At 53.0% G+C, this 24,991-nt stretch carries 18 protein-coding genes and 1 tRNA gene; 8 read left to right on the forward strand and 11 right to left on the reverse strand.

Features of this window, described 5'->3' with window-relative positions; genetic code table 11:
* Positions 1–77, forward strand: a tRNA-Met gene (locus JK176_RS01935).
* Positions 78–229: 152 nt separating this feature from the next.
* On the opposite strand, the gene JK176_RS01940 is transcribed toward JK176_RS01935, so the two are convergent.
* On the reverse strand, positions 230–1,042 hold the full coding sequence (locus JK176_RS01940) for an NAD(P)H-dependent oxidoreductase (protein ID WP_211586163.1): 813 nt from the start codon (positions 1,040–1,042) through the stop codon (positions 230–232).
* A 103-nt stretch (positions 1,043–1,145) separates the two neighbouring features.
* On the opposite strand from JK176_RS01940, the gene JK176_RS01945 reads away from it, so the two are divergent.
* Positions 1,146–2,063, forward strand: a complete 918-nt coding sequence (locus JK176_RS01945; RefSeq protein WP_211586164.1) for a LysR family transcriptional regulator — start codon at positions 1,146–1,148, stop codon at positions 2,061–2,063.
* Here the strand turns inward: JK176_RS01945 and JK176_RS01950 are convergent.
* The 5 genes from JK176_RS01950 to JK176_RS01970 all read right to left on the reverse strand — a co-directional run bounded on the left by JK176_RS01950 (position 2,053) and on the right by JK176_RS01970 (position 8,240).
* Positions 2,053–2,643, reverse strand: coding sequence for a hypothetical protein (locus JK176_RS01950; protein WP_211586165.1), 591 nt, complete (start codon positions 2,641–2,643; stop codon positions 2,053–2,055). The two genes, JK176_RS01945 and JK176_RS01950, sit on opposite strands and share 11 nt — an antisense overlap.
* Positions 2,640–3,239 carry a glutathione S-transferase family protein gene (locus JK176_RS01955; RefSeq protein ID WP_211586166.1) on the reverse strand — a complete coding sequence of 200 codons (600 nt, stop codon included), beginning with the start codon at positions 3,237–3,239 and terminating at the stop codon, positions 2,640–2,642. Before JK176_RS01955 ends, JK176_RS01950 begins: the two co-directional genes overlap by 4 nt.
* A gap of 159 nt (positions 3,240–3,398) precedes the next feature.
* Positions 3,399–6,458, reverse strand: coding sequence for an efflux RND transporter permease subunit (locus tag JK176_RS01960; protein WP_211586167.1), 3,060 nt, complete (start codon positions 6,456–6,458; stop codon positions 3,399–3,401).
* The gene (locus JK176_RS01965; RefSeq protein ID WP_211586168.1) at positions 6,455–7,558 is read right to left on the reverse strand and encodes an efflux RND transporter periplasmic adaptor subunit; all 1,104 of its coding nucleotides are present in this window, start codon (positions 7,556–7,558) and stop codon (positions 6,455–6,457) included. The genes JK176_RS01960 and JK176_RS01965 overlap by 4 nt, the downstream gene beginning before the upstream one ends.
* A gap of 73 nt (positions 7,559–7,631) precedes the next feature.
* Positions 7,632–8,240, reverse strand: a complete 609-nt coding sequence (locus JK176_RS01970) for a TetR/AcrR family transcriptional regulator (protein WP_194267856.1) — start codon at positions 8,238–8,240, stop codon at positions 7,632–7,634.
* A gap of 245 nt (positions 8,241–8,485) precedes the next feature.
* Between JK176_RS01970 and JK176_RS01975 the strand changes: the two genes are divergently transcribed.
* Together JK176_RS01975 and JK176_RS01980 are read left to right on the forward strand one after the other, a co-directional pair.
* Positions 8,486–9,712 (forward strand): TolC family protein, encoded by a 1,227-nt coding sequence (locus JK176_RS01975; protein ID WP_349291891.1) that lies wholly within the window; start codon positions 8,486–8,488, stop codon positions 9,710–9,712.
* Between the two features lie 61 nt (positions 9,713–9,773).
* A complete protein-coding gene (locus JK176_RS01980; RefSeq protein WP_211586169.1) occupies positions 9,774–10,586 on the forward strand; it encodes an SDR family oxidoreductase in 813 nt (270 codons plus the stop codon).
* 213 nt (positions 10,587–10,799) lie between these two features.
* On the opposite strand, the gene JK176_RS01985 is transcribed toward JK176_RS01980, so the two are convergent.
* The 5 genes from JK176_RS01985 to JK176_RS02005 all read right to left on the reverse strand — a co-directional run bounded on the left by JK176_RS01985 (position 10,800) and on the right by JK176_RS02005 (position 20,630).
* A complete protein-coding gene (locus JK176_RS01985; protein ID WP_194262195.1) occupies positions 10,800–11,048 on the reverse strand; it encodes a hypothetical protein in 249 nt (82 codons plus the stop codon).
* 212 nt (positions 11,049–11,260) lie between these two features.
* Positions 11,261–13,246 (reverse strand): glycosyltransferase family 4 protein, encoded by a 1,986-nt coding sequence (locus JK176_RS01990; protein ID WP_211586171.1) that lies wholly within the window; start codon positions 13,244–13,246, stop codon positions 11,261–11,263.
* Between the two features lie 26 nt (positions 13,247–13,272).
* A complete protein-coding gene (locus JK176_RS01995) occupies positions 13,273–14,553 on the reverse strand; it encodes a Hint domain-containing protein (protein ID WP_211586172.1) in 1,281 nt (426 codons plus the stop codon).
* Between the two features lie 1,316 nt (positions 14,554–15,869).
* A complete protein-coding gene (locus JK176_RS02000) occupies positions 15,870–16,727 on the reverse strand; it encodes a PhzF family phenazine biosynthesis protein (protein ID WP_211586173.1) in 858 nt (285 codons plus the stop codon).
* Positions 16,728–16,874: 147 nt separating this feature from the next.
* Positions 16,875–20,630 carry a glycoside hydrolase family 99-like domain-containing protein gene (locus JK176_RS02005; protein ID WP_211586174.1) on the reverse strand — a complete coding sequence of 1,252 codons (3,756 nt, stop codon included), beginning with the start codon at positions 20,628–20,630 and terminating at the stop codon, positions 16,875–16,877.
* 150 nt (positions 20,631–20,780) lie between these two features.
* Here JK176_RS02005 and JK176_RS02010 point away from each other — a divergent pair, with 150 nt between their 5' ends.
* From JK176_RS02010 to JK176_RS02025, 4 genes are all read left to right on the forward strand, one after another.
* Entirely contained in the window at positions 20,781–21,971 is a 1,191-nt protein-coding gene (locus tag JK176_RS02010; RefSeq protein WP_194262189.1) for a homoserine O-acetyltransferase, read from the forward strand.
* Positions 21,971–22,576 (forward strand): methionine biosynthesis protein MetW, encoded by a 606-nt coding sequence (metW, locus tag JK176_RS02015; RefSeq protein ID WP_194262188.1) that lies wholly within the window; start codon positions 21,971–21,973, stop codon positions 22,574–22,576. Before JK176_RS02010 ends, metW begins: the two co-directional genes overlap by 1 nt.
* Positions 22,577–22,671: 95 nt before the next feature.
* Positions 22,672–23,280: a nitroreductase family protein gene (locus JK176_RS02020; RefSeq protein ID WP_211586175.1), complete on the forward strand. Its 609-nt coding sequence runs from the start codon at positions 22,672–22,674 to the stop codon at positions 23,278–23,280.
* Positions 23,281–23,542: 262 nt separating this feature from the next.
* A complete protein-coding gene (locus JK176_RS02025) occupies positions 23,543–24,841 on the forward strand; it encodes a DEAD/DEAH box helicase (protein WP_194262186.1) in 1,299 nt (432 codons plus the stop codon).
* The last annotated feature ends 150 nt before the right edge of the window (positions 24,842–24,991 follow it).

The raw sequence follows: 24,991 nt of genomic DNA on the forward strand, positions 1-24,991 counted from the left end.
CGCGGGGTGGAGCAGCCCGGTAGCTCGTCAGGCTCATAACCTGAAGGCCGTAGGTTCAAATCCTACCCCCGCAACCATGTGCTAAGTCCTTGATAGGACACGATAAACCCGCCCTTATCAGGCGGGTTTTTTGTTACCCAATTCCCCGCGCAGGAAACACATAGGAAACAAACGAAAAAGTAATAGGGCTTGTTTTGTCGGGATTCACGTTCGCGTGATGGTCGGGACGCTAGTCCTCACAGTCGCGGAGACAGGACTTTGGTTCTGCAACATGCAAGGCAAAACGAACGGCGCCTGGTGTCTCCCGGCCGGGTTTCAGTTGCATCGTCGGGATCTGGTAGTCGCCGCCGTTTTGATTCCGGTATGGGATCGGCGTTGTCGTTGCGAGCGTGCGCATACGCTCGCGAAGTTGTTCGGACACAATTTCGAAACGTGCGTCATCCAGTCGGTCTGTCCTGTAAGCCACGAAAGGCGGTAGCACTGTGAAGCCGGGATAGAACAGAATGCCATGGTTGATCGGAAACAGCAGATCATCGATCTGACCATTGATCCCGCGTTCGGAATAATGCTCCGGCCAACCTCCGGTCGTGACGATTAGCATGGCGCGCTTGCCTGCCATCATGCCTTCGCCATAGCGATCCCCCCAGCGGCGATCGCTGTGTTCACCAACGCCATACGCAAAGCCACAGGCATAAACGCGGTCAACCCAGCCTTTGAGGATCGCCGGCATGGCGAACCACCAGAGCGGGAACTGGAAAATCACGGTATCGGCCCAGCGAAGTTTCTCCTGTTCTGCTTTCACGTCATCCGTTAGGCCTTCCGCTGCGAATGCACGGGAAGATGCAGATGCCACTTTCAGGCGCTCGTCGGCAGGCAGATCCGGGAAATCGCTGCGGTCGACATTCGCTTTCCAGTGCATGGTATAAAGATCAGAGACTTTGACCTCGTGCCCCTGCGATTGCAGTTCGGCGACTGCGATATCGAGAAGAGCGCCATTGAGGGAGTGTCGTTCGGGATGGGCGAACACGATCAGGACATTCATGCGTGGGGCCTCGTCTTTGCAAAAAAGGTTCGTTTCCCGGCAAGATTAGGCGATAGGCTATTCTTCTCCCATATGAAGATAGCGGAAGGCACCGTGCCGAAAAATGGAACAATCCCTGATCTCGCTGGAACGGATGCGAACCTTTGTACGCATCGCTGAACGCGGCAATCTGGCCGCCGTTGCACGGGAAACCGGTGCCGGACAATCGACAGTGACGCGGCATCTGCGTGAACTTGAAGAGGCTCTGGGTGTCTCGTTACTGACGCGCACCACGCGCCGGACCGCGTTAACAGACGAAGGGACGCGATATTATGCACAGTGCGTGCAGATTCTTTCCCTCGTCGAACAGGCAAGTCAGGAAATGCGCGACACACGGCAGGCAACTGCCGGAACGGTGCGTATTTCCTGTACGGGTGCGTTGGGTGTTCTGCATGTCAGTCGTCTCGTCTATGCTTTTCAGGACGAGAACCCAGGGATCAGGGTGGAATTCGGTCTGACGGACGAGCGTATTGATTTGGTGCGTGACGGTGTTGATATTGCCATCCGTCTTGGCCCCCTGAGCGATTGCGCGATGAAACTGCGCTCCCTTGGCGAGAGTCAGCGTATGCTGGTCGCATCTCCCGAATGGCTGCGTCGCAACGGTCCTGTGCGGAGCCCCGAGGACCTGCGTCAGCTTGAGGGCGTGCGGATGTCTCGTGTGCATGGATCGGACCGGCTAGTTTTGCGGAGTGCGAGGGGCAGAAATCACGTTGTGCCGTTCCACGGTCGTTTAATCGTCGATCATGGTTTGGCAGCGCGGGATGCGTTTCTTGCAGGTCGAGGCTACGGGCCGGCCCATCGGTGGCTGATAGAGGACTGCCTGCGGGATGGTCGTCTTGAGCATATACTGCCAGATTATACGCTGTCGCCCGTGCCGCTGAGTATGCTGATCGCGCCGGAACGGACGAACCTGACCCGGGTCCGTCTCTGCGTTGATTTTCTTGCGAAGGGACTTAGGCGGGTTCCCGGCATCAGCCGGTGAGTGTTCTAACTTTGCTGCGGCGTTCAGCATGCGCGCGCACATAAGCTAACATGCGTCTGCGGATCAGTCCGCTCACGGGGCGGATAAGATACCAGTAAGGCGCGAAACGTCGTCGGGTCGCGGGCGTAGGACAGTAGATACATGTCTCGGTCGTGAGGCGCGCTCTTCCGTGTGTCAGAGGCAGAAGCGTGAAGGAAAGCACAAGTCTGCAAACGTTCTGCTTTGCGCAACTCCGGAAATCTTCCACTGAACGGCATGGGAGTAACCCGTAATCGGCTTCCCAGAATGCACCAACCAGCCCGAAAGCAAGGGTGCTGTCTCCATCACGTCCTAAAAAGGTAAAATCGTCCTGATCAAAGGGTGGTCGACTGGTACGTCCCAACATATGCATGGGCAGTTCGCGTAGCTTTACGGCAGCACGAACCAGCGGATCATGTTTCAAGCGGTAGTCCATCGCGCAGTCAAGAATGCGTCCCGGAGGAGCCGCAATATCGATACTATGTCTTTCCCGAAAATCAACACGAGGCAGAATCGTCTCGATCCAGTTCGGGGAAAGCGTTGCGGGGCCGTTAAGTGTCATCTGTTAATGCCGGGCATCGGCACGAATTCCGGTAGCGCCCGAACACGATCGATCCAGCGTGTCAGCGCGCTGAAAGGGGTGATGTCGATCCCGCCTTCATGGGCGAGCGCAAGATAGGGAAATAATGCACAGTCCGCGATGGTCGGTCGGTTAAGAGCGAACCAGTCATGGACGCTTAGATGCTGGTCCAACAGAGGCAAAAGTCGCTGCGTGACAAGACGTGCGCCCTCCATCGAACGGTCATAGCCAAATTTGCGGATCAGGCGGGCCGTGTTTGGGCCGTCGCGTACCTCGTTTGCGGCGATGGAAAGCCATTGCACGATTTCAGCCTGGGCTGCTGGTTCTTGTGGCCACCATGTTCTGTCCGCAAGTTGGCCGGCCAGATAGACGAGGATCGCCTGGGAATCACGCAGAACGATCTCCCCGTCGATCAGAACTGGCACTTCCTGAAACGGATTCAGGGCCGTGAATTCTGGAGTGCGCTGCTCGCCTGCCGCGAGGTCCACGGGTACATGTTCCAGATGAATTCGGGCCAAGGCTGCCAAGAGGCGCACCTTATAACAATTGCCGGAGAGTTCGAGATTGTAGAGTTTCATGAACGCTTCTCCGTCATGCGTGATGACTACGTCTGATTTGTATAAAGCTTTCCCCCAGCAAGCGCACGCTTCGGTGCCGTGCTGGAAATGGGCGGAGGGAAGGGGACAGGGTTTTTGAATTCCCTGCCTCTGTTTCGGGGCCATTACGATTTTCTGTGTTCATACGTTTGCGCTTGGCTTTATTTTGTACCAGATCGCATAAAGAGCGGGCAGAAAGAGCAGAATCAGCACTGTTCCTGCAACGGTTCCTCCAATGAGGGTAAAGGCCATCGAACCCCAGAACACTGATTCTGTCAGAGGAATAAAGGCCAGTACAGCCGCGAGCGCAGTCAGAATGACTGGGCGTGCACGCTGCACGGTGGCTTCAACGACGGCATGAAAAGGATCAAGTCCCGCAGCCTGATTGACCTTGATCTGCCCTATCAAGATCAGTGTGTTGCGCATCAATATGCCCGATAGTCCGATCAGTCCCAGAATTGCATTGAAGCCAAAAGGCTGATGAAAGAGCAGCAGGACGGGAACAGTACCAACCAGCCCCAATGGTGCTGTTAAAAAGACCATTATCATGGCGGACATGGTGCGTGTCTCAATGACCAGAACGAGAAGGGTCAGGAGGACCATCACCGGAAAGATCGGAAGCAGAGCGCGATTAGCCTTTCCAGCTTCCTCTGTATTTCCACCCGTTTCGATACGATAGCCGGGCGGCAGGGTTGCCTTCAGATGAGCCAAAGCAGCTTCAATCTCTGCCGAGACTTGTGGGGGCTGAAGGTTTTCGTCGATATCGCTTTGTACCGTAATGGTCGGCACACGGTCCCGCCTGCGCAGGATGGGGTCTTCTGCGCGGTAGTCGAGATGACCGATCTGGCTCAGGGAAATCGCTTTACCTGTGTTATTGCTGATGGTCATGTCCTTGAGACGATCAGGATTGAGGCGGTCATGACCCGCGCTTCGGGCGATCAGATCGACGGTCCGGATATCCTCGCGTACTTGAGTGACTGGAATACCCAGAAGGAGAAATTGAATCTGGGAAGCGGTCTCTTCGGGTGTTAAGCCAACGAGCCGCAAACGGGCCTGATCCAGCACGAAATGAGCTGTAGGAGCGCGTTCGCCCCAGTCGGTATTCACCTGGCGGGTATTCGGGTTTTGCCTCATGATGTCCTGCACTTGCCGCGCAATCACTCGCAATTCGTCCGCATCAGGACCCATGACACGAAATGCGACGGGAAAGTGAGAATAGGGGCCGAAGACGAGTTGCGTTGCACGGATGCGGGCTTCCGGCGCCAATCCCTGCGCGACCTGCGCTCTGAGCTTGAATTTAAGACGGTCACGCGCTTTTTCGTTCGGGGGCAGAACGATAATTTTCGCAAAGGACGGATCGGGAAGTTCAGGGTTATAGGCAAAGAAGAAACGGGGCGCGCCGGCACCTACATAACTCGTGACGATGGTGACTTCCGGCTGGGTGCGTAGCCAGTTTTCCACGCGTGCGGTGATTTTGCTGGTTGCTTCAATGCTCGTACCTTCGGGCATCTGGACTTCAACGAGTACTTCGGGACGATCGGATGTCGGAAAGAACTGTTGTTTGACGGCTCCCATTCCCATGACCGCCAGAAGGAAAGCTGCTGCGACACTGCCCGCAACCATGAACTTGCGACGCACTGCCCAGATAACAAGGCGACGAAACCTCTGATAGCGCGGCGTCATGTAAGGCGAGCCGTGCTCGTTACCGACCTTATGGATTTTGGGGAGAAGCTTTACCCCCATATAAGGCGTGAAAACGACCGCAACGACCCACGAAGTGATCAGTGCAAATCCGACCACCCAAAAGATGTTGCCCGCATATTCGCCAGCCGTGGATTGGGCGAAACCCACCGGTGTAAAGCCAATAACCGTGACGAGTGTGCCAGCGAGCATTGGGGTAGCGGTATGGCTCCAGGCATAGGCCGCAGCGCTGGTGCGTTCATATCCTTCCTCAAGTTTCACCACCATCATCTCGATTGCGATGATGGCATCGTCCACCAGAAGGCCAAGGGAAATAATCAGGGCGCCAAGAGTAATACGATCAAGTGCCCGGCCAGTCAGATGCATGATGATCATGACGGTCGCAAGCGTAAGGGGAACAGCAGCGGCAACCACAATGCCCACACGCCAGCCAAGACTAATGAGGCTGACAATCATCACCACGATCAGCGCCACAAAAAACTTGAGCATGAACTCGCCGACCGCCGCGTGAATATTCACCGCCTGATCGACGACTTTTGTTAGCGTGACGCCTTGGGGAAGGCCTGCCGAGAGGGTCTTGCCTGCGTCATCGAGCGCAAGCCCCAGTGTCTGACCGTTCCAGTGCTCCTGCATTACGACATTGAGGACCAGCGCCTGCTCGCCATTGTGCCGGATCAGGTAGGTCGGAGGATCTTCATAACCACGATCGACTGTAGCGATGTCGCCTATTCGGAAGGTTCGGCCATTGGCTGCGACGGGTGTGTTGCGGATCGCTTCGAGATCGTTGAAACGGCCATCCAGACGGATGAAAACCTGTGGACCGCTGGTATCGATCGAACCCGCTGCCGTGACGCTGTTCTGGTGGGAAAGAGTATTGAAAATATCCTGCGGCCGGATGCCAAGTGTGGCGAGGCGCGCGTTGGAAAGATTGACGAAAATCTGCTCGGGACGTTCTCCGACGATGTCGACTTTTCGCACGCCCGGCACATGCAGCAGGCGCTGGCGGATGGTCTCGGCATGGCGAACCAGCAGCCGTTCGGGCAGACCATGGCCTTCGATCGCATAAACGGCGAAATCGACGTCGCTGTATTCGTCGTTGACAAAAGGCCCCATGACGCCGCGCGGTAGTTTGGGGGTCGTATCAAAAAGCTTTTTGCGCGCCTGATAGAACTGTTCTGGCACCGCAGATGGCGGCGTGTTGTCCTTTAGTGTGACCAGAAGAACGGTCATTCCGGGCCTGGAGAGGGTTTCGACCCGGTCATACCACTGAAGTTCCTGAAGTCTTTTTTCGAGAGGATCTGCGACGAGATCCTGCATCTCCTGTGCCGTGGCACCTGGCCAGACAGCAGAGATGGTAAAGCTTTTGACCGTAAAAGTCGGGTCTTCAGCACGCCCGAGTTGTTTGAAGGAAAAAGCCCCGGCGAGACTGAGGGCGATAATCAGAAAGAGGGTGATCCCGCGCTCGCGAACCGCCAGAGCCGAAAGGTTGAAGCGGCTCATTGCATCGCCACCTTTTCGTGAGCGAGTGACACATGCTCGTCGGGATGCAAGTAATGGCCTCCTGTTGCGACAATCGTCGCTCCAGAGTGCAATGTGGGGTCGCTGGCAGGAGTGAGGACGGCGTTTTCTTCTGTCAGATGTGTGACGGCGACCTTATGGAAACTGACGCGGGACGTTTTGTTGTCTACGATCCATATGCCCTGACCCTGTCCTTCGTCATCCAGTGCTCCCAGAGGAACCTGAAGACTCTGTGCGTCCTGATCGAACGGGAGTTCGACCCTGACCGTCGTTCCCAGAGGAGCCGATGCGCCTTCGCCTTCCAAGACATAGCGTGCCGCATAGGTGCGCGTTGAGGCATCCGAGGCATCGGAAAGCTCTCGCAAATGGGCAGAGATCTTCTGAGCGCCGCCATAGAGAAAAGCGCTTGCTTCTGAATGCAACGCTGGACGAAGGCCTTCCGGAAGATCGACGCGCGCTTCGCGGGGACCGGCATGAGCCAGGACGATGACGGCTTGGCCGCTTGATACAACCTGGCCCGGTTCTGCCAGTGTCTGGACGATAACCCCGTCGGCATCGGCGCGGAGCAGTGAATAATCGTCCTGATTGCGGGCAACTTTTTCCTGAGCGATGGCGGCATCGAGCTGGGCTTTTGCGCTGTCAGCTTCTGCTTTCACTTCGTCGTAGGTTAAGGCAGACGCTGCTCCCGTACCAACAAGGCCGCGATAGCGCTTTTCATCGGCGGCAGCCTTTACCCAACGGGCACGCGCGGAAGCCATGCTCCCTGTCTGTGCCGTCAGGGCGTGAACGTAATCAGTCGGGTCAAGCCGCATCAGCACCTGACCAGCCTTTACCTGCTGGCAGACGTCAACCAGACGCTCAATAATTTTGCCTTGAATACGAAAGCTCAGATCGCTTTGCACCCGCGCGAAGACAGTCCCGGTGAATTGGTACGTGTCGGCGCGCGCATTTTCGATCTGGGCGGTCTGAACGATACGATCGGCAACGCGAGGGTCGGAGTGAGCCGCTCGTTTGCAGCCGACGAGTCCTAGAGTGGCGAACAAAGTTGCCGCCGTAAGGCGGGGCAGGCGCAAGACGGCCATTGAGGGCTCCAGGACAAGATTGGTGACTTATCCTGTTTATTGGTGAACGAAATGTCAAATCGTCACTTAAAATTTACGGTGCGAGGCTGCGCAGAACCAGATTGGCAATCATCGTGGCATCGGTATCGAGGGTCTCCAGATTGTATTCGAGAAGAACGGGATGCCGAATGGGCTGAAGGCTGAGTGTGATGGCGCGGCAGGCTTCATCAATCGGCGTCTTGCGTTCGAACTCTCCCTGTTCACGCCCTTCCAGAATAATGTGGCGGATAATGCTGCTCAATTCCTGATCGAAGGCGATGGCGGCGTGCCATTTCTCCTCAATTGCGGACGCGACAATATCGTGCATTTTACGATCATGAATGAAGAGATCCGCTCCATTATGAGCAAGAGACTGAAAGGTTTTTCGCAGTTTTTCAGGGGGTGTGATGTCTTCTCTCACGACGGTCTGGATGTCGGTCAGGAGCTTGTCGTGGCAGAGGGTGCAGATCGCTTCGCCAATAGCTTTTTTTGAGTCGAAGAATTTATAGAGATAGGCGGTGGACAGACCGATCGCTTTTGCCAGATCCGCGACTGTGGTTTTTTTATAGCCGTACCGCCGGAAGTGCTCGTGTGCCGCCGTGATGATCTGGTCCCGACGGTCATGATCGACGGGGCCTCGCTGCCCGGAAGGTTTTCTGGTCATCGTTTTGCCCCTTGTTTGACCCGTCCTTCATAGCTCTGTTACCCAATATTGACAACGAGTGACGAATGTGAAAACCATTCACTCGCATTGTAGAGCCAGATATGATTGCTGGATCACATTTGGGGCATGAGCGTATGGCCGTCGATCACACCGCACGAGCGATGTTTATGAAGCCCTCAAGGGGCGTGCACTTCGCGAGAACGCGTTTGTCACTTGCGGCTATGTTAAGTCTCGGGGCATGTGCGGTGGGGCCAAATTACAAGGCACCTCACTCGGATCTTGCCGCGTTTCATAATGTCGACTTGCGAGGGTGTGACGGCGGCCAGACTTCTCTGGATCGCTGGTGGGAGTCATTTCACGACGCTGAACTGGTCCGTATAGAACAGCGTGTTCTGACGCAGAATCTTGATCTGGAAGCGGCAATCGGGCGCATAAGACAGGCTCATGGTGCGGCTGAGGCTGCTGCTGCACAAATGCTGCCGACACTGGATTTTGCTCCGCAGGTTTCGGCTTATCGACTGTCCAACGAAGGACTGATTGGCCGCATGGCGCGGAATTTTCCGGGCTATAACCGCGATCAGCGAGCTTATGATATGCATGGCGTAGCCAGTTGGGAACTGGATCTGTTTGGCGGTCTGAGACGTGGGCATGAGGCGGCCCGGGATGAAGCCGAAGCTGCTGTTGCGCAGAGCGCGGGCGTACGGATCAGTGTCGCAGGTGATGCCGCGGACGCTTATTTCCAGATACGGGGATATCAGGCCCGGCTACGCGTCGCGCAGGATCAGATCTCAACGGATCGGCACTTGTTTGATCTTGTGCAGCAAAAGCGGGACCGCGGCGTTGCATCGCAGCGTGAGCTTGATCAGGCGCAGGCCCTTCTTCAGTCCGCACGCGAGACAGTGCCGGTACTACGGGTCGCGTTAGAGGTTCAGCTTAACCGGCTGGATGTCCTGATGGGCGCCCAGCCGGAGACTTATGCACAGGAATTGGCTTTTGCCTCGCCTTCGCCAGCAATTCTGCCCATTGGTAATGTCACGCCCGCAGGTTTCGGGCCGTCGGCGTCCGGCGCTCTTCGGTGGAGGATTTTCGATTTCGGCAAGATCGATGCGGAAGTCCAGCAGGCAAAAAGCGCACATGCCGAACAACTGGCACAGTATCGGTCAACGGTTCTTCACGCGGCCGAAGACGTGGAAAACGCTTTTATGGCGTTGGCTCAGTCTGAAAAACGTGGAGACGATCTCAGAACCGAAGTGGCTTCTTTGACCCAGGCTCGTGATCTTTCCAGCCAGTCCTACAAGGCGGGGGTTATTCCTCTCACGGATGTCCTTGATGCCAACCGGCAGTTGCTCGAGGCCGAAGACCGCCAGGCCGATAACCAGAGCGAAACCGCCCGGGCCGCTGTCCGATCCTTCAGAGCGATCGGCGGCGGCTGGGAAGGAGCGGCGGACGGTCTCCAAATAGCCTCACGTTAGGCCATCAACAGACTTGTCGTGGTCGTTGTTTCAGTAAGCATCAAAGTTGAAAGAGTAGAATATGGCACAGAATATTTCTGGAACACATGAAACGATTACCCGCGGTAAAAGAGCCTTGGTCACTGGGGCTTCAAGTGGTCTGGGTGTCGATTTTGCCGATTTACTGGCAGCGCAGGGAGTGGATCTTGTTCTTGTCGCCAGACGACAGGAGTCGATGGAGACGCTGGCGGAAAGACTTCGGCTTCAACATGGTGTGGATGTCATTGTTGAACCGTTTGATCTGGCCAGCCCCGGAGCGGCCGGTCGTCTCAGAGAGAGGCTGGATGCCCGATCGCTCCAGATCGATATTCTGGTGAATAATGCTGGCTATGGCCTGCATGGAGATTTTCTGGATATTCCGATTGAGCGAACCGCCGACATGATCCAGCTTAATATCACGGCGCTTACTGAGTTAAGCTATATGTTTGGCGCGGCCATGGCGGAGCGCGGCAATGGTCATATTCTGCTTGTGTCCAGCATTCTGGCATTTCAGCCCGTGCCGACCTACGCGGCCTATGCTGCGACGAAAGCCTATGTGCTTTCTTTCGGAGAGGCGCTGCACGATGAACTCCGCCCTCGCGGTGTAAAGGTGACTGTCCTTTGCCCGGGCCATACGGAAACGGGCTTTGACGCGGTGGCTGGTGCGAGCGTTTCAACTGTATTGCGGATGTTGACCATGCAGCCCCGCCCAGTCGTGCAAAGTGGTCTTTCGGCACTTTGGAAAGGAAAGGCGAGTGTCACAGCCGGGATCATGAACAAGATCGTCGTGTTTTCCAACCGCCTAATGCCAAGATCAATGCAAAGAGCCGCGATGAAGAAAGTTCTGGGGCCATAATCTTTACCGGTATTGGTGATAGGCGATGCAGGGCCTGTTGGTCACGAGCTCTCCATCGTAACCTTTGTCGGCTAGGAATGCCTTGATCCTGTCAGGGATCATACGGAACAGCGAGCCGAAACCATGGACATCGTGTGTCTATGTCGGCGTCAGGACAAAACCGATAGGACACCCCTGACGTCGTATCGGGCCTGCAGTTTGGCGGTGAAACTGTCACGCGATCGGCCAAACAGCTCGGTTGCCTGAGATCCTTTTTATAACGACGATATAATGATGCGCCCGGGTCGCCGTGCTGTCGATCATGTCTGATGTGGTATCTCGTTCGACCGCTTCAGCCAGGATTTCCTGCACCGCATCGCACACGCCCGTCGTCACCCAGCGTCGGTAGCGTCGGAACACGCTATTCCACTTGCCAGAGTCATGAGGCAGACAGACGATTGTTTTGCGCAGGACGACAGCCATGACCCTTTTTCGAACGAAAGCAGCGTCCCGATAAGGGTTCATCCTTCATCAGAAAGCTCAATACGATCACCCAACAATGACTCTAAAAAGCGGCCCTGAATCAATCAGTGACGTTACTGCCAAATCTCGTCCACGAAACCCAAAAAAATTTTCCATAATAATTATAAAGACACGATAAATTCCCACTGATAATTAATTAAAAATATATTATATTACTCGATTTTCTTCATTGAATTTATTATTGAAGAAATACAATATTTTTCCCTAATAAAAGAAACGCCAATTCTTGATATACTGTCAATATCTCTGTCATCATGCATGGAAATAATCATATTCGCAATACTATCAGCGCCCTTCTCCACAACAACCTCCTTCAACTCTACCGGAAGAGGGATCCCTTCAGCAGCGACAGGTGTCATGACAACAGGAAGACCCCACCCCAACATTTCAAGAACCTTGCCTTTAATACCCGCTCCAAAGCGAAGAGGCGCAACGCCAATCCTTACCCTGCTAAAAACTTCATTCAGATCCTGAACATGACCAAGAATTTCTATGCCCGGACTTGTGGTATTCCGAAGACGCTCTGGCATATGAGAGCCAACAAGATAACAAATGATATCTGGACGCTGCTTGTGAACAAGGGGCATAATTTCTTCTATTAACCAGAAGGCTGCATCAAGATTAGGTTGATGAGCGTAATGCCCGACAAAAAGACAACCGCTACGATTTTGAAGTCGTTGAATAACGGGAGGCGTTTCAATCGCCCATGGCACAACAAAAACAGGAGTTCGCGGCGCTAGTTCTTTCAGAATACGCATTTCTTCTGTTGAATGCGTAATTAACGCGTCAGCCTGAATGGCACAAATTCGCTCCAGAACCCGTACACGCTGCGCCTTACTCTTTAATTCCATATCATCAAGTTCTATGGCTTGGCGTTCCAATCTTAAATAAGACAGATCGGCAACACTAAAAATGATACGAGCGCGCGCCTGAAAGCATCTTGCAAGACCGATATAAGCCTGCGCCACCTCCACTCGATGGAGATAAATCAAGGAAAAACTATCACGTTGATTGCGTAAAACTACTTCCACAGTATCAAAAAGCGGGGCCTCTAAAATTTGGATCCCATCTTTTTCCAAAAAATTCTTTTGTTCTTTGGTCGCCTTTGTTTCATTTAACGCAATAAAAGAAACATCGTATCCCATATCTGAAAGTGCACGAATATGCGATATAATAGCATTTGAGCCAGCATCGCGACTTGGATTTGGAAATCTACTATCTATCACTAGCGCACGTTTATAACGATTTTTAATCTTCCGAGAAGGATCTTCAAAACCCGATGTCAAAGCCTTCTGTCGTTCAATGGAATGCTTGTCATAACCAGATATTTCGTCATTAGCCGTTGTCTTCAAAATATCCAACGTTGACAGAAGTATTTCCGAAATTCGCTCTCTCTCTTCATTATTTCCAACGCGCTTTGCTGCAAGCTGCATGAACCAAAGTATATCTGGATCAAAAATGGAAACTGCTTCGATAATAACTGGGGAACCCTGTAATTCAGCTCCATCATCTCTGATAACACGGACGGTATTGCATATATGTGGTGATAATAATTCTGGTAATATTATAATGAATCCATAATAGCCCGTTCCAATCCCACATTCTTTTAAATCTTCTCGAAACCTATTTGCTATAGAGTTTATTAATACACAATCATTAACAATTACCTGTATGCCAACAGAATTTTCGGGATGGCTTTCGTCCCATGCCCACCCCGCTATACAGCGCCTTTCAACAGTATCCAGAATGCCTGCATGCTTTCCTTCCTGCAAATTTGCTAATGCAGTAACGTGTCGTGGCTCAGCCGGGATTTCGACTTGGCAGGGAGAACCCTCCAACTCGACGCCACTCACGGCTTCTCTTGCTTCAATTTGGATTAACTCTCCTGAAGGTAACCCACCTACGACATTGAAACAAAAACCATGACATCCATCACCTATACCAGACTGCTCGAGGTCCTCTCTATACAAATCGGCTTTGATGATCCCTAGAACGACTCCATTACACAACAGACGGATAACTACAGGCTCATCCGTCCCATTATATGCCCATCCTACGATGGTAGATTTGTCGATTTTATCGACAAATCCACGCACGACAGCGAGAGATTCCTCTCCGTCAAGATTTTTTCCATTCATGATTAATAAGTATCTTCATACTATAATCACGCTGAAAGAAGCGTATTATTCTTGGAAATCTCTTGGAGATTGCGACGAATACGCTCTACGATGGGCCCTTCTTCTAGGCGCGGAGCACAGTAATGCACCGGTTTCACCCTCCGGTTTGGGTAAAGTGCATAATAGTCGTTTACGTTATGGAACATTGATCGGCTTGAATCGTCGATGAACGTCTCGGAAGGCGTCCCTTCTGCATAAACAGCGTCGTGCTCTTCAAGTTCTATATGATAATATTCAATTATTTTTTTACTAAACGATCGAACTATTGTTGTCTCGTTCACAAGGCTTTCAGCTTGGACAAGCACTCCATCTATCAACATTGCATGTTTCGGAGAGACTGTCAGATCGCAAACGGGGAGACCACCTCCCAACGAACCACATTTGAAAGTTACAGGGATAACATTCGGGTTTACGCCTGCGAAACGCGATGAATAACTTCTGTAGCCAATCCAGACTACAGGTTTCAAATCTCCGCTCACAGTCCGAACCAGATCCCCAATCTGCAAATTCTCTACGGAGACTTCTCCGTCTGCAGCCTGAATTGCGGTCCCCTTCGCAAAGCACGCGACGACAAGCTCCGTTCCATTTCCGCCTGAAACGGACTGTGTGGAGAGATATGTCCCCTCTCCATCTTCTTGATCCGTGTATTGCCCATTGAGGATTAATGTATCCCCATTGCCAAAAGATATCGTACTTGTGTCAAGCAGGGAGTTGTATGTAACACCTGTAATCGTTGCCAGAGTGCCGTTAGAGCTCACGATAATCTCGTCGCCTGCCCCGAAACCATTGATAGTTGCTCCACTCAAAAGAGCGATATTCGCGCTTGATGCCGCAAGATTGAGGGTTCCCCCTCCCTCCCCAAAATTGATCTGAAGGCCTGACGCCGCGCTAATAAAACTGGCAGATCCACTAAAAGTGCCGCCGTTTGTAATATTTACTGTTACGTATTTCAATGCATCCAACAAACCGCCGCTAATAGACATTGTCCCGCCGTCCGCATCAAGCGTAACTCCGGTCAAGATGCCAACTGTTCCACTGCTGACTGCGACTGTCGTGTGAGCTTCCGCCGTTATCGTATATGAAGCAGCGGCCGCGAGCGCAGCCAACTGGACAGTGGCGCTGACTGCAGATCCGTCTCCGGATTCCACAGTCAAGTCATTGGGGCCAATAGCCAAAAGAGAACCCAGATTGTAGCTGCCACCATTTGTTGAGGCTGTAAGTGAGAGAGAATTCCCAGATCCGTAATAAGTATTTCCGATATTGGACATGTTACTTCTCCATTTTTCTCGTTGACTCGAACATCAACCCATAAAGACTGAATGAAGCAAAACAAGAAAAATAATTTATTTCTATAAAAAATTACGACACTTTCACATAAAGTATCATCATAAAATAGTTATATTATATAATAAATGGTTACCGAGAATCAGATTCCTCTTTGGTCCACGCATATTGCGTCGAATTATCTAAAATGAAAATTTCTGAAAAATACTCAGTTTTTGAGTTACGCTTCAGTGATTCCATTCCGTCTATGTTGGCCTAAAAATAGATCACGAAGCCCGTACTATTTTTGATAGCAAGAAAGAAGGATAATCCGCCCTATCGACCTCACCACTCTATTTTTTGACTCTAAATCAAAAATGAGACTGGCTGCTGCGCGAATCAGATTGTCTAATATCGTTGACAAGCGGCAGATGCATCTGCACATGGACGCCACAGCCTAGATTTCGTGGACGAGGTTTGACAGTAACATCCCTGATTGATTCAGGGCTGCTTTTTAGAGGCATTGTTGGGGGATCGTATTGAGCATTTCTAACGAAGGATGAACCCTTATCGGGACGATGCTTTCGCACGAGAAGGATCGTGGCTGTCGCCCTGCGCAAAACAATCGTCTGTCTTCCTCTGACTATGGCAAGTGGAACAGCGTGTTCCGACGCAACCGACGCTGGGTGACGACGGACGTGTTCGATGCGGTGCAGGGAATCCTGGCTGAGGCGGTCGAACGGGATACCAAATCAGACATGATCAACAGCACGGTCACCCAGGCGCATCATTGTATAGTCAGTATAAAAAGAATCTCAGGCAAGCGAGGCGTTTGGACGGTGGCGTGACAGCTTCACCAGCAAACTGTAGCACCGATGCGCTGTCAGCGGGTGTCCTATCGGTTTGGTCCTGACGTCAAAAGAGACTCACGATGTCCATGGTTTCGGCCCGCTGTTCCGTGATCCCTGACAGGATCAAGGCGTTCCTCGCCGATAAAGGTTACGATGCAGACCTCGAATCCGTCATTCCACACAAAAACAACCGCCGCGATCCTGTCCCTCATGATAGGATAAGTATCGTTGGCTAAATTTTGTCGAGCGCCTCTTCAATAAACTCTAGGACTGGCAATGTGTTGCTAACCGATATGACGAAACCCAGAAACCATATCTTGGCTTCGTCAATCTCGTCTCACCATTCCAATGAATAACCTTTGTCTGCGAAACTTAGTTAGACTTGAAAAGGCTCGGATCTTGCATGCGTCATTATGGACAGGGGAAAGGATGGCAAGAGATGCTAAAATATATTTAGATTTATTGGAATATTAAATATTTATTGTTCCGTTTACTGTTATGATGCACGATCCACCAAGAATAATTTGACCATCTTCGGTGTAATGAATGACAATTTTTCCATCGCGACCAACTTTTTGACCTTGGTTGGCGATATAAGTCGTTTCCTGTATTTCTAAAAGTTTGTAATGTTGGCGGAAAGCCGCAACGCTACCATTTCCGCTACCGCAGACGGGATCCTCTTCGATGCCACATGCAGGCGCGAATGTCCGGACCTCAATCTCGCCAGACTGTCCCTTATCGCCAAAAACTGTCACGCCAGTGACGTTCAATTTATTAGAAAGAGCTGTCAGGCGTTCCAGATTTGGTTTGATATTGAAAACATCCTTTGCATCCGGAATATAGGCGACAATCCAAACAATCCCTGTATTGACCGTCACGGGGGAAGCGATTCTGGACACAGAGCGCCCAAGGGCGGCTTCTATTTCTGAAATGGCTTCGTTGGTAACAACCTTCAGTTTCGGTTCAGGAAGCGTAAGAGAAAGATGCGTATCTTCCACGTGGAGAGTGACCAGGCCGACACCACATTCCTGAATAATTTTTCCGTTTGTAGGAAAAATACGCTTTGCCTCGAGCGCGGCAAATGCGCTTCCGAGGGTAGGGTGCCCAGCAAAGTCCAGTTCGTTGCGCGGACTGAAGATGCGCAGTTTATAGGTCGCGCCTGGCTGAGTTGGGGGGAGTAGAAATGTCGTTTCCGACAGGTTTGTCCAACCAGCGATCGCTTGCATTTGTTTTGTGTTTAGTCCTTCAGCATCCAGTACAACAGCAACAGGATTTCCCTTAAAGGGAGTAGAGCTGAAAACATCCACAATTTTGAAATCGCGGCTCATGGCATTTCCTTTTGGAATTTTTCTGTATCTTTAATTGATACTCAATCACGCTACAAAAAATTAAAAATATAATATTAATTATGTCGTAAGGATTTATCCGGAAGGAGGCGGCCGCCCATTAATGTGGGTTGAGATTTATATTTTCCTTTAGTGTGTCCGCTGTATTCCGAATTGATTTTCTAATGCGGCAATATACTCTTTTTGACGTTTTGTATGTGCTTCATGAAGGGTTAGGCGATTAATGAGAAGGGTATGCATGTACGCAATTTCTTCGATATGGTTTCGTCGATTGAGAGAGTGTGTTGCTGAAACAGCATGTCTTCGATGAACATTGAGAGATTTTGCTATGTATACAACTTCTGCATCTTCCTGCGTCAAGAGCTCTACATAAATTCTCCAGTCTCCGGCAACGCGAAGTGTTTTTAAGTCTCTTTGACAGGCATTAATGGCAGTGAACAAACGTTTTTTCTGAAAAATAGCGCTGCTGACATTGAGAACGAGATTACGTTCAAACAGGCATTCTCTTACAAATCCTTCACCTGTAAATTGACTGTTATTTTCCAAAAGTGCGCCTACACTTTGTGAGTAGTAGGGACGATAAGATGAAGACATTGGCGTTCCGTCTTCATCTACCGAGCGGCTATCGGTGAATGCCATAACAACAGACGGATTGCTGTTGATGCCGTCCAGAATATTTTCGAGAAAATCAGGTTCACAAAAATCATCTGCTTCGGCAATCCAGATCCAGTCGCCTTGTGCGAGGTTAAGGGCTTTGTGCCATTGCCGGAAGACAGACCCTGAGGGAACAGTATTTTCAATGCAGAGAATGTCTCGGTTCCAGTCTTTTGCAGTCTGACGCGCGATTTCAAGACTGTTATCGTGAGACGCATCATCAAGGACGATGATTTCAAAAACCGGTATTGTCTGTGCAAAAATGGAAGACAGGCGGCTGCTCATGTAACGGGCATAGTTATAGGACGGAATAACAACAGAGATTTTTGGCACCTTTGGCAGAGCCAGGCTGAGAATGTCCTGAGCATAGTGTTTGAAGCTGAATGCGTCCTGTGCGAACCGCCCGGCTTTCTGGCGTTCTTTACCAGTTCTTTTCATGGACCAGATGGCCAGGTCTTCAGTTGCACTGGCCAGAGCTGAGACATCTGCGAACGGAACAGTCCGGTTTTGGAAATCTTTATTGCTGTCGAGTTCTTTCAAAAGATCTGGAATTCCCCCTGCGTCGTCGAATGCAACGCATGGAAGGCCCGCAGCCAGCGCTTCGAGAACAACCGAAGGGTAGGGGTCTTCGCGTGATGGCAGAACAAACACATCGGCCGCGGCAAACCAGGCCGGAACATTGTCTATCCGTCCCGGCATGTGGAATGTGCCGCTGGAGCAGGCGTTTTCCAGTTCAGTGTGAAGGTTGTTTTTCAGGGACGGATCAATACCTCCCAGCCAGACACAGTGTACTGTGCTGCGCAGTTTGCGCCAGAGCTGAAGGAAAAGGTCAAACCCCTTTCGCAAATCCGCGTAGCCTGCGCCGATCACGACCGGATCTGTTGAGCTAAAGCCCATCTGTTTGCGGATCGTCTGCCGTGTCTGCATGGAAAGTGACGCGGCGGCATAGAGGCCCTGTGGCAGGATTTTCAGGGTTTTTGCAGCTTCGAGATCGAGTTTTCTGGCCACACTTCTGGCCGGGACAATAACATTCCGAGCAAGCGCGCAGGCCTGTTTCATAGGCGTATAAAGATTGCGGCTGCGGAGGAGGGTCGGAAGTTCATGGATCAGGAACAGGAAATCGATACTTGCCTGCGCAAGGTGAGGCGCGATGGCTGAAGACGCAGCACTATTGAGGATAGCTGACTGAAATCCCTGCTTTTGAAGTGTGTAGAGACGAGATGCGAGTGTTTCTGCTTCTGCAGAAAGTATTTCAGTCGGTGCTACATTCCGATAGTCATTCAGAAGTGCACCGTCCGCTAGAAGAAGAAACTGAAGCTCCACTCCAAAGCAGTGTTGCAGGGTGCGGCCTGTTTCCAGAAGCAGTCTCTGCGCGCCCGCTGGAAATGCGTCATGACCAATCAGCAGAAGCTTGGATCGAGACCGCTTGCCACCAAAGCCGGTACAGGCGCGGGCCGTCGCGTTGAGATAGGCGCTTCCGAAATGTTGATCCGGTTCCAGATATGCTCCTTCAGCCCATTCGTTCCAGGCATTGATGCATACGACCGGGTCTCCGAAGAAAGGCCGGGTTTGAGCCTGTTCGATCAGACCGCCGAGCCAGTGTTCATAGAGTTCCGGGGTTGATCCGTGCAGGACAAGACCTTTTCCCTGCCGGCGCGCGTCATTATCCCAGGAGGGGGCCGCAGTTCGGATGAGTGGAAACGGCGCTTCGGGTTGAGACAGGGCATGCTCCACTACGTCACTATAATCATAAACCTGAGCACTGAACTCATTATCGAAGAGCTTGAGTTCGTCATTCATCAGGTTGCAGCCTGATACGACCTTGTGAGGCGGAAACTCAATGGCCCCGTCCAGTCCGAAAAGGTCGGGATTTTCGTCTCCAAAGGCCTGTCCCATGACAAGGATCGGGTTTAATCCGTGTCGCTCCCGGAACATCGCGCGCCATCTGGCGATCGTGGCCGGAGCAGCGGGGATTGTGCCGGGACGGTAAATCATGAGGACCGGCCGTCCATCGCAATGAATATAGCGCGGGTCTTTCAGATAGCGGGCAAAGCAGTCCACGAGGGCTTCGTCATCTTCGGGGCGGTAGTCCTGCGCAATCAGCAGGTCGTCATCCGATCCGTCCCAGCGACGGCTCCAGTTCTCATTGGCCCACATCAGGCAGAACGGAAGGTCGATCTGCGGGTTGGCCAGCAGGATGTCCAGTGGTTGTTCCAGCAGGCGCTGGCGGTTGAACCAGTAGAAATAGAAAATGAACCCTTCAATGCCCGCTGCCTGGGCCATGGCAGCTTGCCGTTCGAGGATTTCTGGCGAGTTCAGAGTGTAGTGACCGAGGTCGCGTGGAATGCGTGGCTGATAATGGTCTGCAAAACGTGGAACGCCACGGGGCAGGTTGGCCCACTCCGTGAAACCATCGCCCCACCAGGCGTCGTTCTCTGGGATGGCGTGAAACTGCGGAAGATAATAGGCCAGAACCCGTGCGCGCCGAATGGCGCTTTTGGGAAGGGGGCGGGGCTTTTCAAAAAATGGGCCGGGTTTTGTTCTGCGTTTGATTTCGCCAAAAACCGATATTTCGCTTTCAGGACTGCATGGATGAACATCCGGCCGTTCGCGGTTTTCCAGATAATGAAGAAATGGATTGCTTTCGGGCGCGTTTCGCAGGTGTTTGCGCCTGTAATAAAGAGGGTCGAACCCGTCGAAGGGGCGTCTCGCTTCGCGAAATCCCTGAATCATATAATGTTCAAGCGCATCCAGGCCAGCTTTCGCGACATCCGGATAAGACCGCAGATAGAATTCCGGATCGAAATCCGGAATGGGGCGCAGAGGGGTCGTGTGTCGGTTCAGCAGATAATGGGCGAGGGCCAGCATCCGTTCCGGAACGTGATAGGTTTTTACATACCAGGTCGGGTCGAACCATGCGATCGGGCGACGTCCTTCCCGCTCACCACGCAGGACATAATGCAGTAACGGGTCGCCAATAACGTCGCGGTTCTGACTGAGATACCAGTGGGGATCAAAAAAAGGATTGGGTTTGCGGCCTTCGCGCCATCCATGCTGATGAAAATGGCGAAGAACGTCGGTTCCAAGCGGTTCAAGATCCGGATTGGTTTTCAAATAGTAAAATGCGTCGAAAAGTCCGGAATGCCCGAGAATCTGAAGAGGCGACGCATCGACCGGGAAAGACGGCGCTTGTGAATCGTCAGCAGGGGAATGTGAGAACGCATTCGTCATTGATGACTTTTTTACGGTTTTTTAACTTTATTCAAGCCGTTAATTGATCGTCATTCCAAAAGGAATTTGATCGCATTGCCGTGCGGTGTCATACCGTGGCGCCTTGAAGGCAATGCTGCTTTCAGGTCTGGTATCGGAGGCGGGTTAACGATGGACATCAGCGCGTTACCGATTGTCGCGGATGGTCCGGTTCATGAGCACCGGACTGTGCGTCTTGAGGGCGGCCTCGATCTGGAATGCGGGGTGCATCTGGCACCGCTGGAGATCGCGTATTGTACCTATGGAACGCTCTCGCCAGCGCGCGACAATGCCATTCTGGTCTGTCATGCATTAACGGGCGATCAGTATCTCGCGGAACAGCATCCTCTGACCGGAAAACCCGGCTGGTGGAGCCGCATGGTGGGGCCCGGCCTTCCGATTGATACGGATCGGTATTTCGTTGTGTGCTCCAATGTCCTGGGGGGCTGTATGGGCACGACGGGGCCGCGCTCGGTCTGTGCAGAAACCGGGAAGGCGTGGGATAGCGCGTTTCCGCCGATCACCATGCATGACATCGTGGCTGCTCAGGCCAAGCTGATCGACCATCTGGGCATTGGACGCCTGTTTGCCGTTATTGGCGGCTCAATGGGCGGAATGCAGGCTCTGACCTGGGCTGCGGACTTCCCTGACCGGGTGTTTGCCGCCATGCCGATTGCAACGTCGCCTTTCCACTCCGCCCAGAATATCGCGTTCAATGAAGTCAGCCGACAGGCTATTTTTGCCGATCCGGACTGGCATGACGGCCACTACCGGGACTTCGATGCCATTCCGGCCCGTGGGCTTGGGGTCGCACGAATGATGGCGCATATCACCTATCTGTCGGAGGAGGCTCTCAGCCGGAAATTCGGACGGCGCATCCGGCATGATGCCGCCACGGCTGTGCCGGCGTCCAGCAGTCCGTCCCTATTTGGCGAGATGTTCGAGGTCGAGAGCTATCTGCGTCATCAGGGTTCGTCATTCGTGCGGCGCTTCGATGCCAATTCCTATCTGACCATCACGCGCGCGATGGACTATTTCGATCTGGCTGCGGAACACGATGGGGATCTAGCCAACCCTTTCCGGAAATCGCAGACGCGTTTCTGCGTCGTCTCTTTCAGTTCGGACTGGCTGTTTCCGACATCCCAGTCGCGTCTTCTGGTGCGGGCGTTGAACCGGGCAGGAGCGAACGTGTCTTTCGTCGAAATCGAGAGCGATCGCGGACACGATGCTTTTTTGCTGGAAGAGCCCGATTTTGACCGGACGATCCGGGGCTTTATCAATGGCGCTGCCGAACATGCAGCCCTTCTGGCGGGAGAAGGCTAATGCGTGTTGACCAGCGCCTGATTGCCGAAATGATTGCGCCCCGGGCCCGCGTTCTGGATGTCGGAAGCGGAGACGGTACCCTGATCGACTACCTATACCGGACGCGTTCGTGCGATGCGCGTGGCATAGAGATCGACATGCAGAACGTCACGCAGTCGGTTGCCCACGGTCTGCCTGTCATGCACGGCGATGCGGATCATGATCTGGCGGATTATCCAGATGGTACGTTCGATTACGTCGTGCTGCAAAGAACCCTTCAGGCTGTCGAGCGTCCGCGGGAAGTCCTGCGGCAGATGCTCAGGATCGGGCGCTATGCGATTGTTTCCTTTCCAAATTTCGGACATTGGCGGCTGAGGCTTCAGCTTCTGACGACAGGCCGGATGCCAATGACGTCTGTCTGGAGCACGCCCTGGTATACGACACCAAACATCCATCCCTGCACAATCCGGGATTTCCTCGTTCTGTGTGAAGAAGAGGGATATGTCGTTCAGCAGTGGCTGGCGATTGACGAAGACGGAGCCCGTGCGCCCTGGCGTCGCTCCATCAGGCTCGCCAACCTGTTCGGGGAACAGGCGATGTTCCTGCTGCGGCGAGCAGAACCCTGACCGGGTTCAATTGTTTGCAACCTTTTCTTTGGAGTAAGGTTTGAAGATCTAGACCTGATCTAGGCCTTTCATCATCAAAGCGGAGTGCTGGATTTATGAGCGACATTCTTCAGGCCATCGCATCCCGTCGTGCCACCAAGCATTTTGATGCGGACCATCAGATTGCGGATGCTGATCTGACGGCTATTCTGGAGGCGACCCGCCATGCGCCGACAGCATTTAATATCCAGAACTATCGCTTTCTGGTTGTGCGGGACGCTGATCAGCGTCGCAGAATTCGTGCCGCCGCATGGGATCAGCCGCAGGTCGAGGAATGTTCCGCGCTGATCGTCATGTGTGCCGATATCAAAGCGTGGGAGAAAGATCCCGCACGGTACTGGAAAGACGCGCCGGAATCCGTGCGCGAAGGGTATGTCGGCATGATCCGCTCTTATTATGAAGGGCGCGAACAGGTGCAGCGGGACGAGGGGTTCCGGTCGTGCGGTCTGGCAGCCTATGCACTCATGATGGCGGCATCGGCCCACGGCCTTCAGACATGCCCGATGGACGGATTTGATTTCGATCGGGTCGGGGAGATCATTAATCTTCCGGTGGATCATGAAATTGTGATGTTTGTCGCGCTTGGGCGTGAAGCATCCTCGCCAAAGCCTCGCGGCGGGCTCTTGCCTCTTGATGCACTGGTTCAATACGACAGCTTCGCCTGATGGCAAAACTCAAGAAATAGCAATGGTTTTTCACAGAATGGCATTGCTGTATCCTTGCAATGGGACAAGTGCTGTCCTACATCCCATAAGCACTTCAGGGGCATTTTCTGAAATGTGATGATGACTTCATGATCCTGCTGGCTCTGTGAGCACATCGGGCAAGAAGTGGTCTGCAATATAAAGCCTGCGGCCGATTGGTCGGGCGGGATGTATAGCGGTGCGGTTAACTGAGCATGACCTTGCCGTCTCAAAGGAGAGGTCCATGACCAGTTTTGCCGAACTCAAGCTTGCCGAACCGATTCAGAAGGCTCTCGCAGAAGAGGGTTACACCACGCCTACGCCGATTCAGGCCGGGGCCATTCCCTATCTGCTGGAAGGCCGTGATCTTCTGGGTCTGGCCCAGACCGGCACAGGAAAAACCGCAGCATTTGCTCTGCCGATTCTGAATCATATCTTTTCAAACCGTCGTCCTGCGCCGCCTAAGGGCGTTCGGGCTCTGGTTCTGGCGCCGACACGAGAGCTGGCATCCCAGATCGGCGAAAGCTTTGCTGCTTACGCACGGCACATGAAATTTTCCTACGCCGTCGTGTTCGGCGGCGTAGGGCAGGGGCGGCAGATCGAGGCAACGCGCCGCGGTGTGGACGTTCTTGTGGCTGCGCCGGGCCGTCTGCTTGATCTGATCGGGCAGAAATATATCGACCTCTCAAGCCTTGAAATTCTTGTGCTTGATGAAGCCGACCGCATGCTGGACATGGGCTTCGTGCGCGACATCCAGCGCATCATGGCCCTTCTGCCCAAGCAGCGTCAGACCCTGCTGTTCTCGGCAACCATGCCGCCGTCCATCAGCGATCTGGCGCATTCGCTGCTGAAGGACCCGGCGACCGTTCAGGTCACACCTGAATCCAGCACCGTTGATCGCATCAATCAGGCCGTGATGTTCGTTGATTCGAACAGCAAGAAAGATGCGGCTCTCATGCTGCTGGAAAGCCCGAGCGTTGCCCGGGCCGTGGTCTTTACGCTGATGAAGCACGAAGCCAACAAGGTCGCCGAGTTCCTGAACAAGAACGGGATCCGTGCGGAAGCCATTCACGGCAACAAGTCTCAGGGTGCGCGCGAGCGCGCTATGGCGGGGTTCCGCAGCGGAGCCATCAAGGCACTGGTGGCCACCGATATCGCGGCGCGTGGTATTGATGTGGACGAGGTCAGTCACGTCTTCAATTACGACCTGCCCAATGTTCCGGAATCTTACGTCCATCGTATTGGCCGGACCGCACGTGCCGGACGTGAGGGTTGCGCAGTGTCGCTGTGTGATGCCGAACAGCGTGCATGGCTCAAGGATATCGAAAAGAAAATCGGCAAGCCTATCCCTGTCGTGACCGATCATCCTTTCCATTCCGAAGAGGCACGCCTTTCCACCCAGCGTCCTCCCGTTCTTGGCGGGGGGCGTGGTGGCGGCGGCGGAGGTGGACGCCGCCGTTCGGGACCTCCGTCAGGTGGTCGTCCGGGTGGCGGACGTGGAGGCGCTCCCAGCCGTAGCGGTCATCGTTCCGGCCCACGCTGATCTGTCTTTGAAAATATTTCCTGAAAAGCCCGCTTCTGCACAAATGCAGGAGCGGGCTTTTATATTGCTCGGGTCCGCATCAAAGACCATTATTCTTATAGAGTAGGGAATTTCATTTTAATAAATAACAATGACTTCTGTCGGTTCATG

This window comes from Gluconobacter sp. Dm-73 (assembly GCF_018256215.1).
Lineage (GTDB): Bacteria > Pseudomonadota > Alphaproteobacteria > Acetobacterales > Acetobacteraceae > Gluconobacter > Gluconobacter cadivus.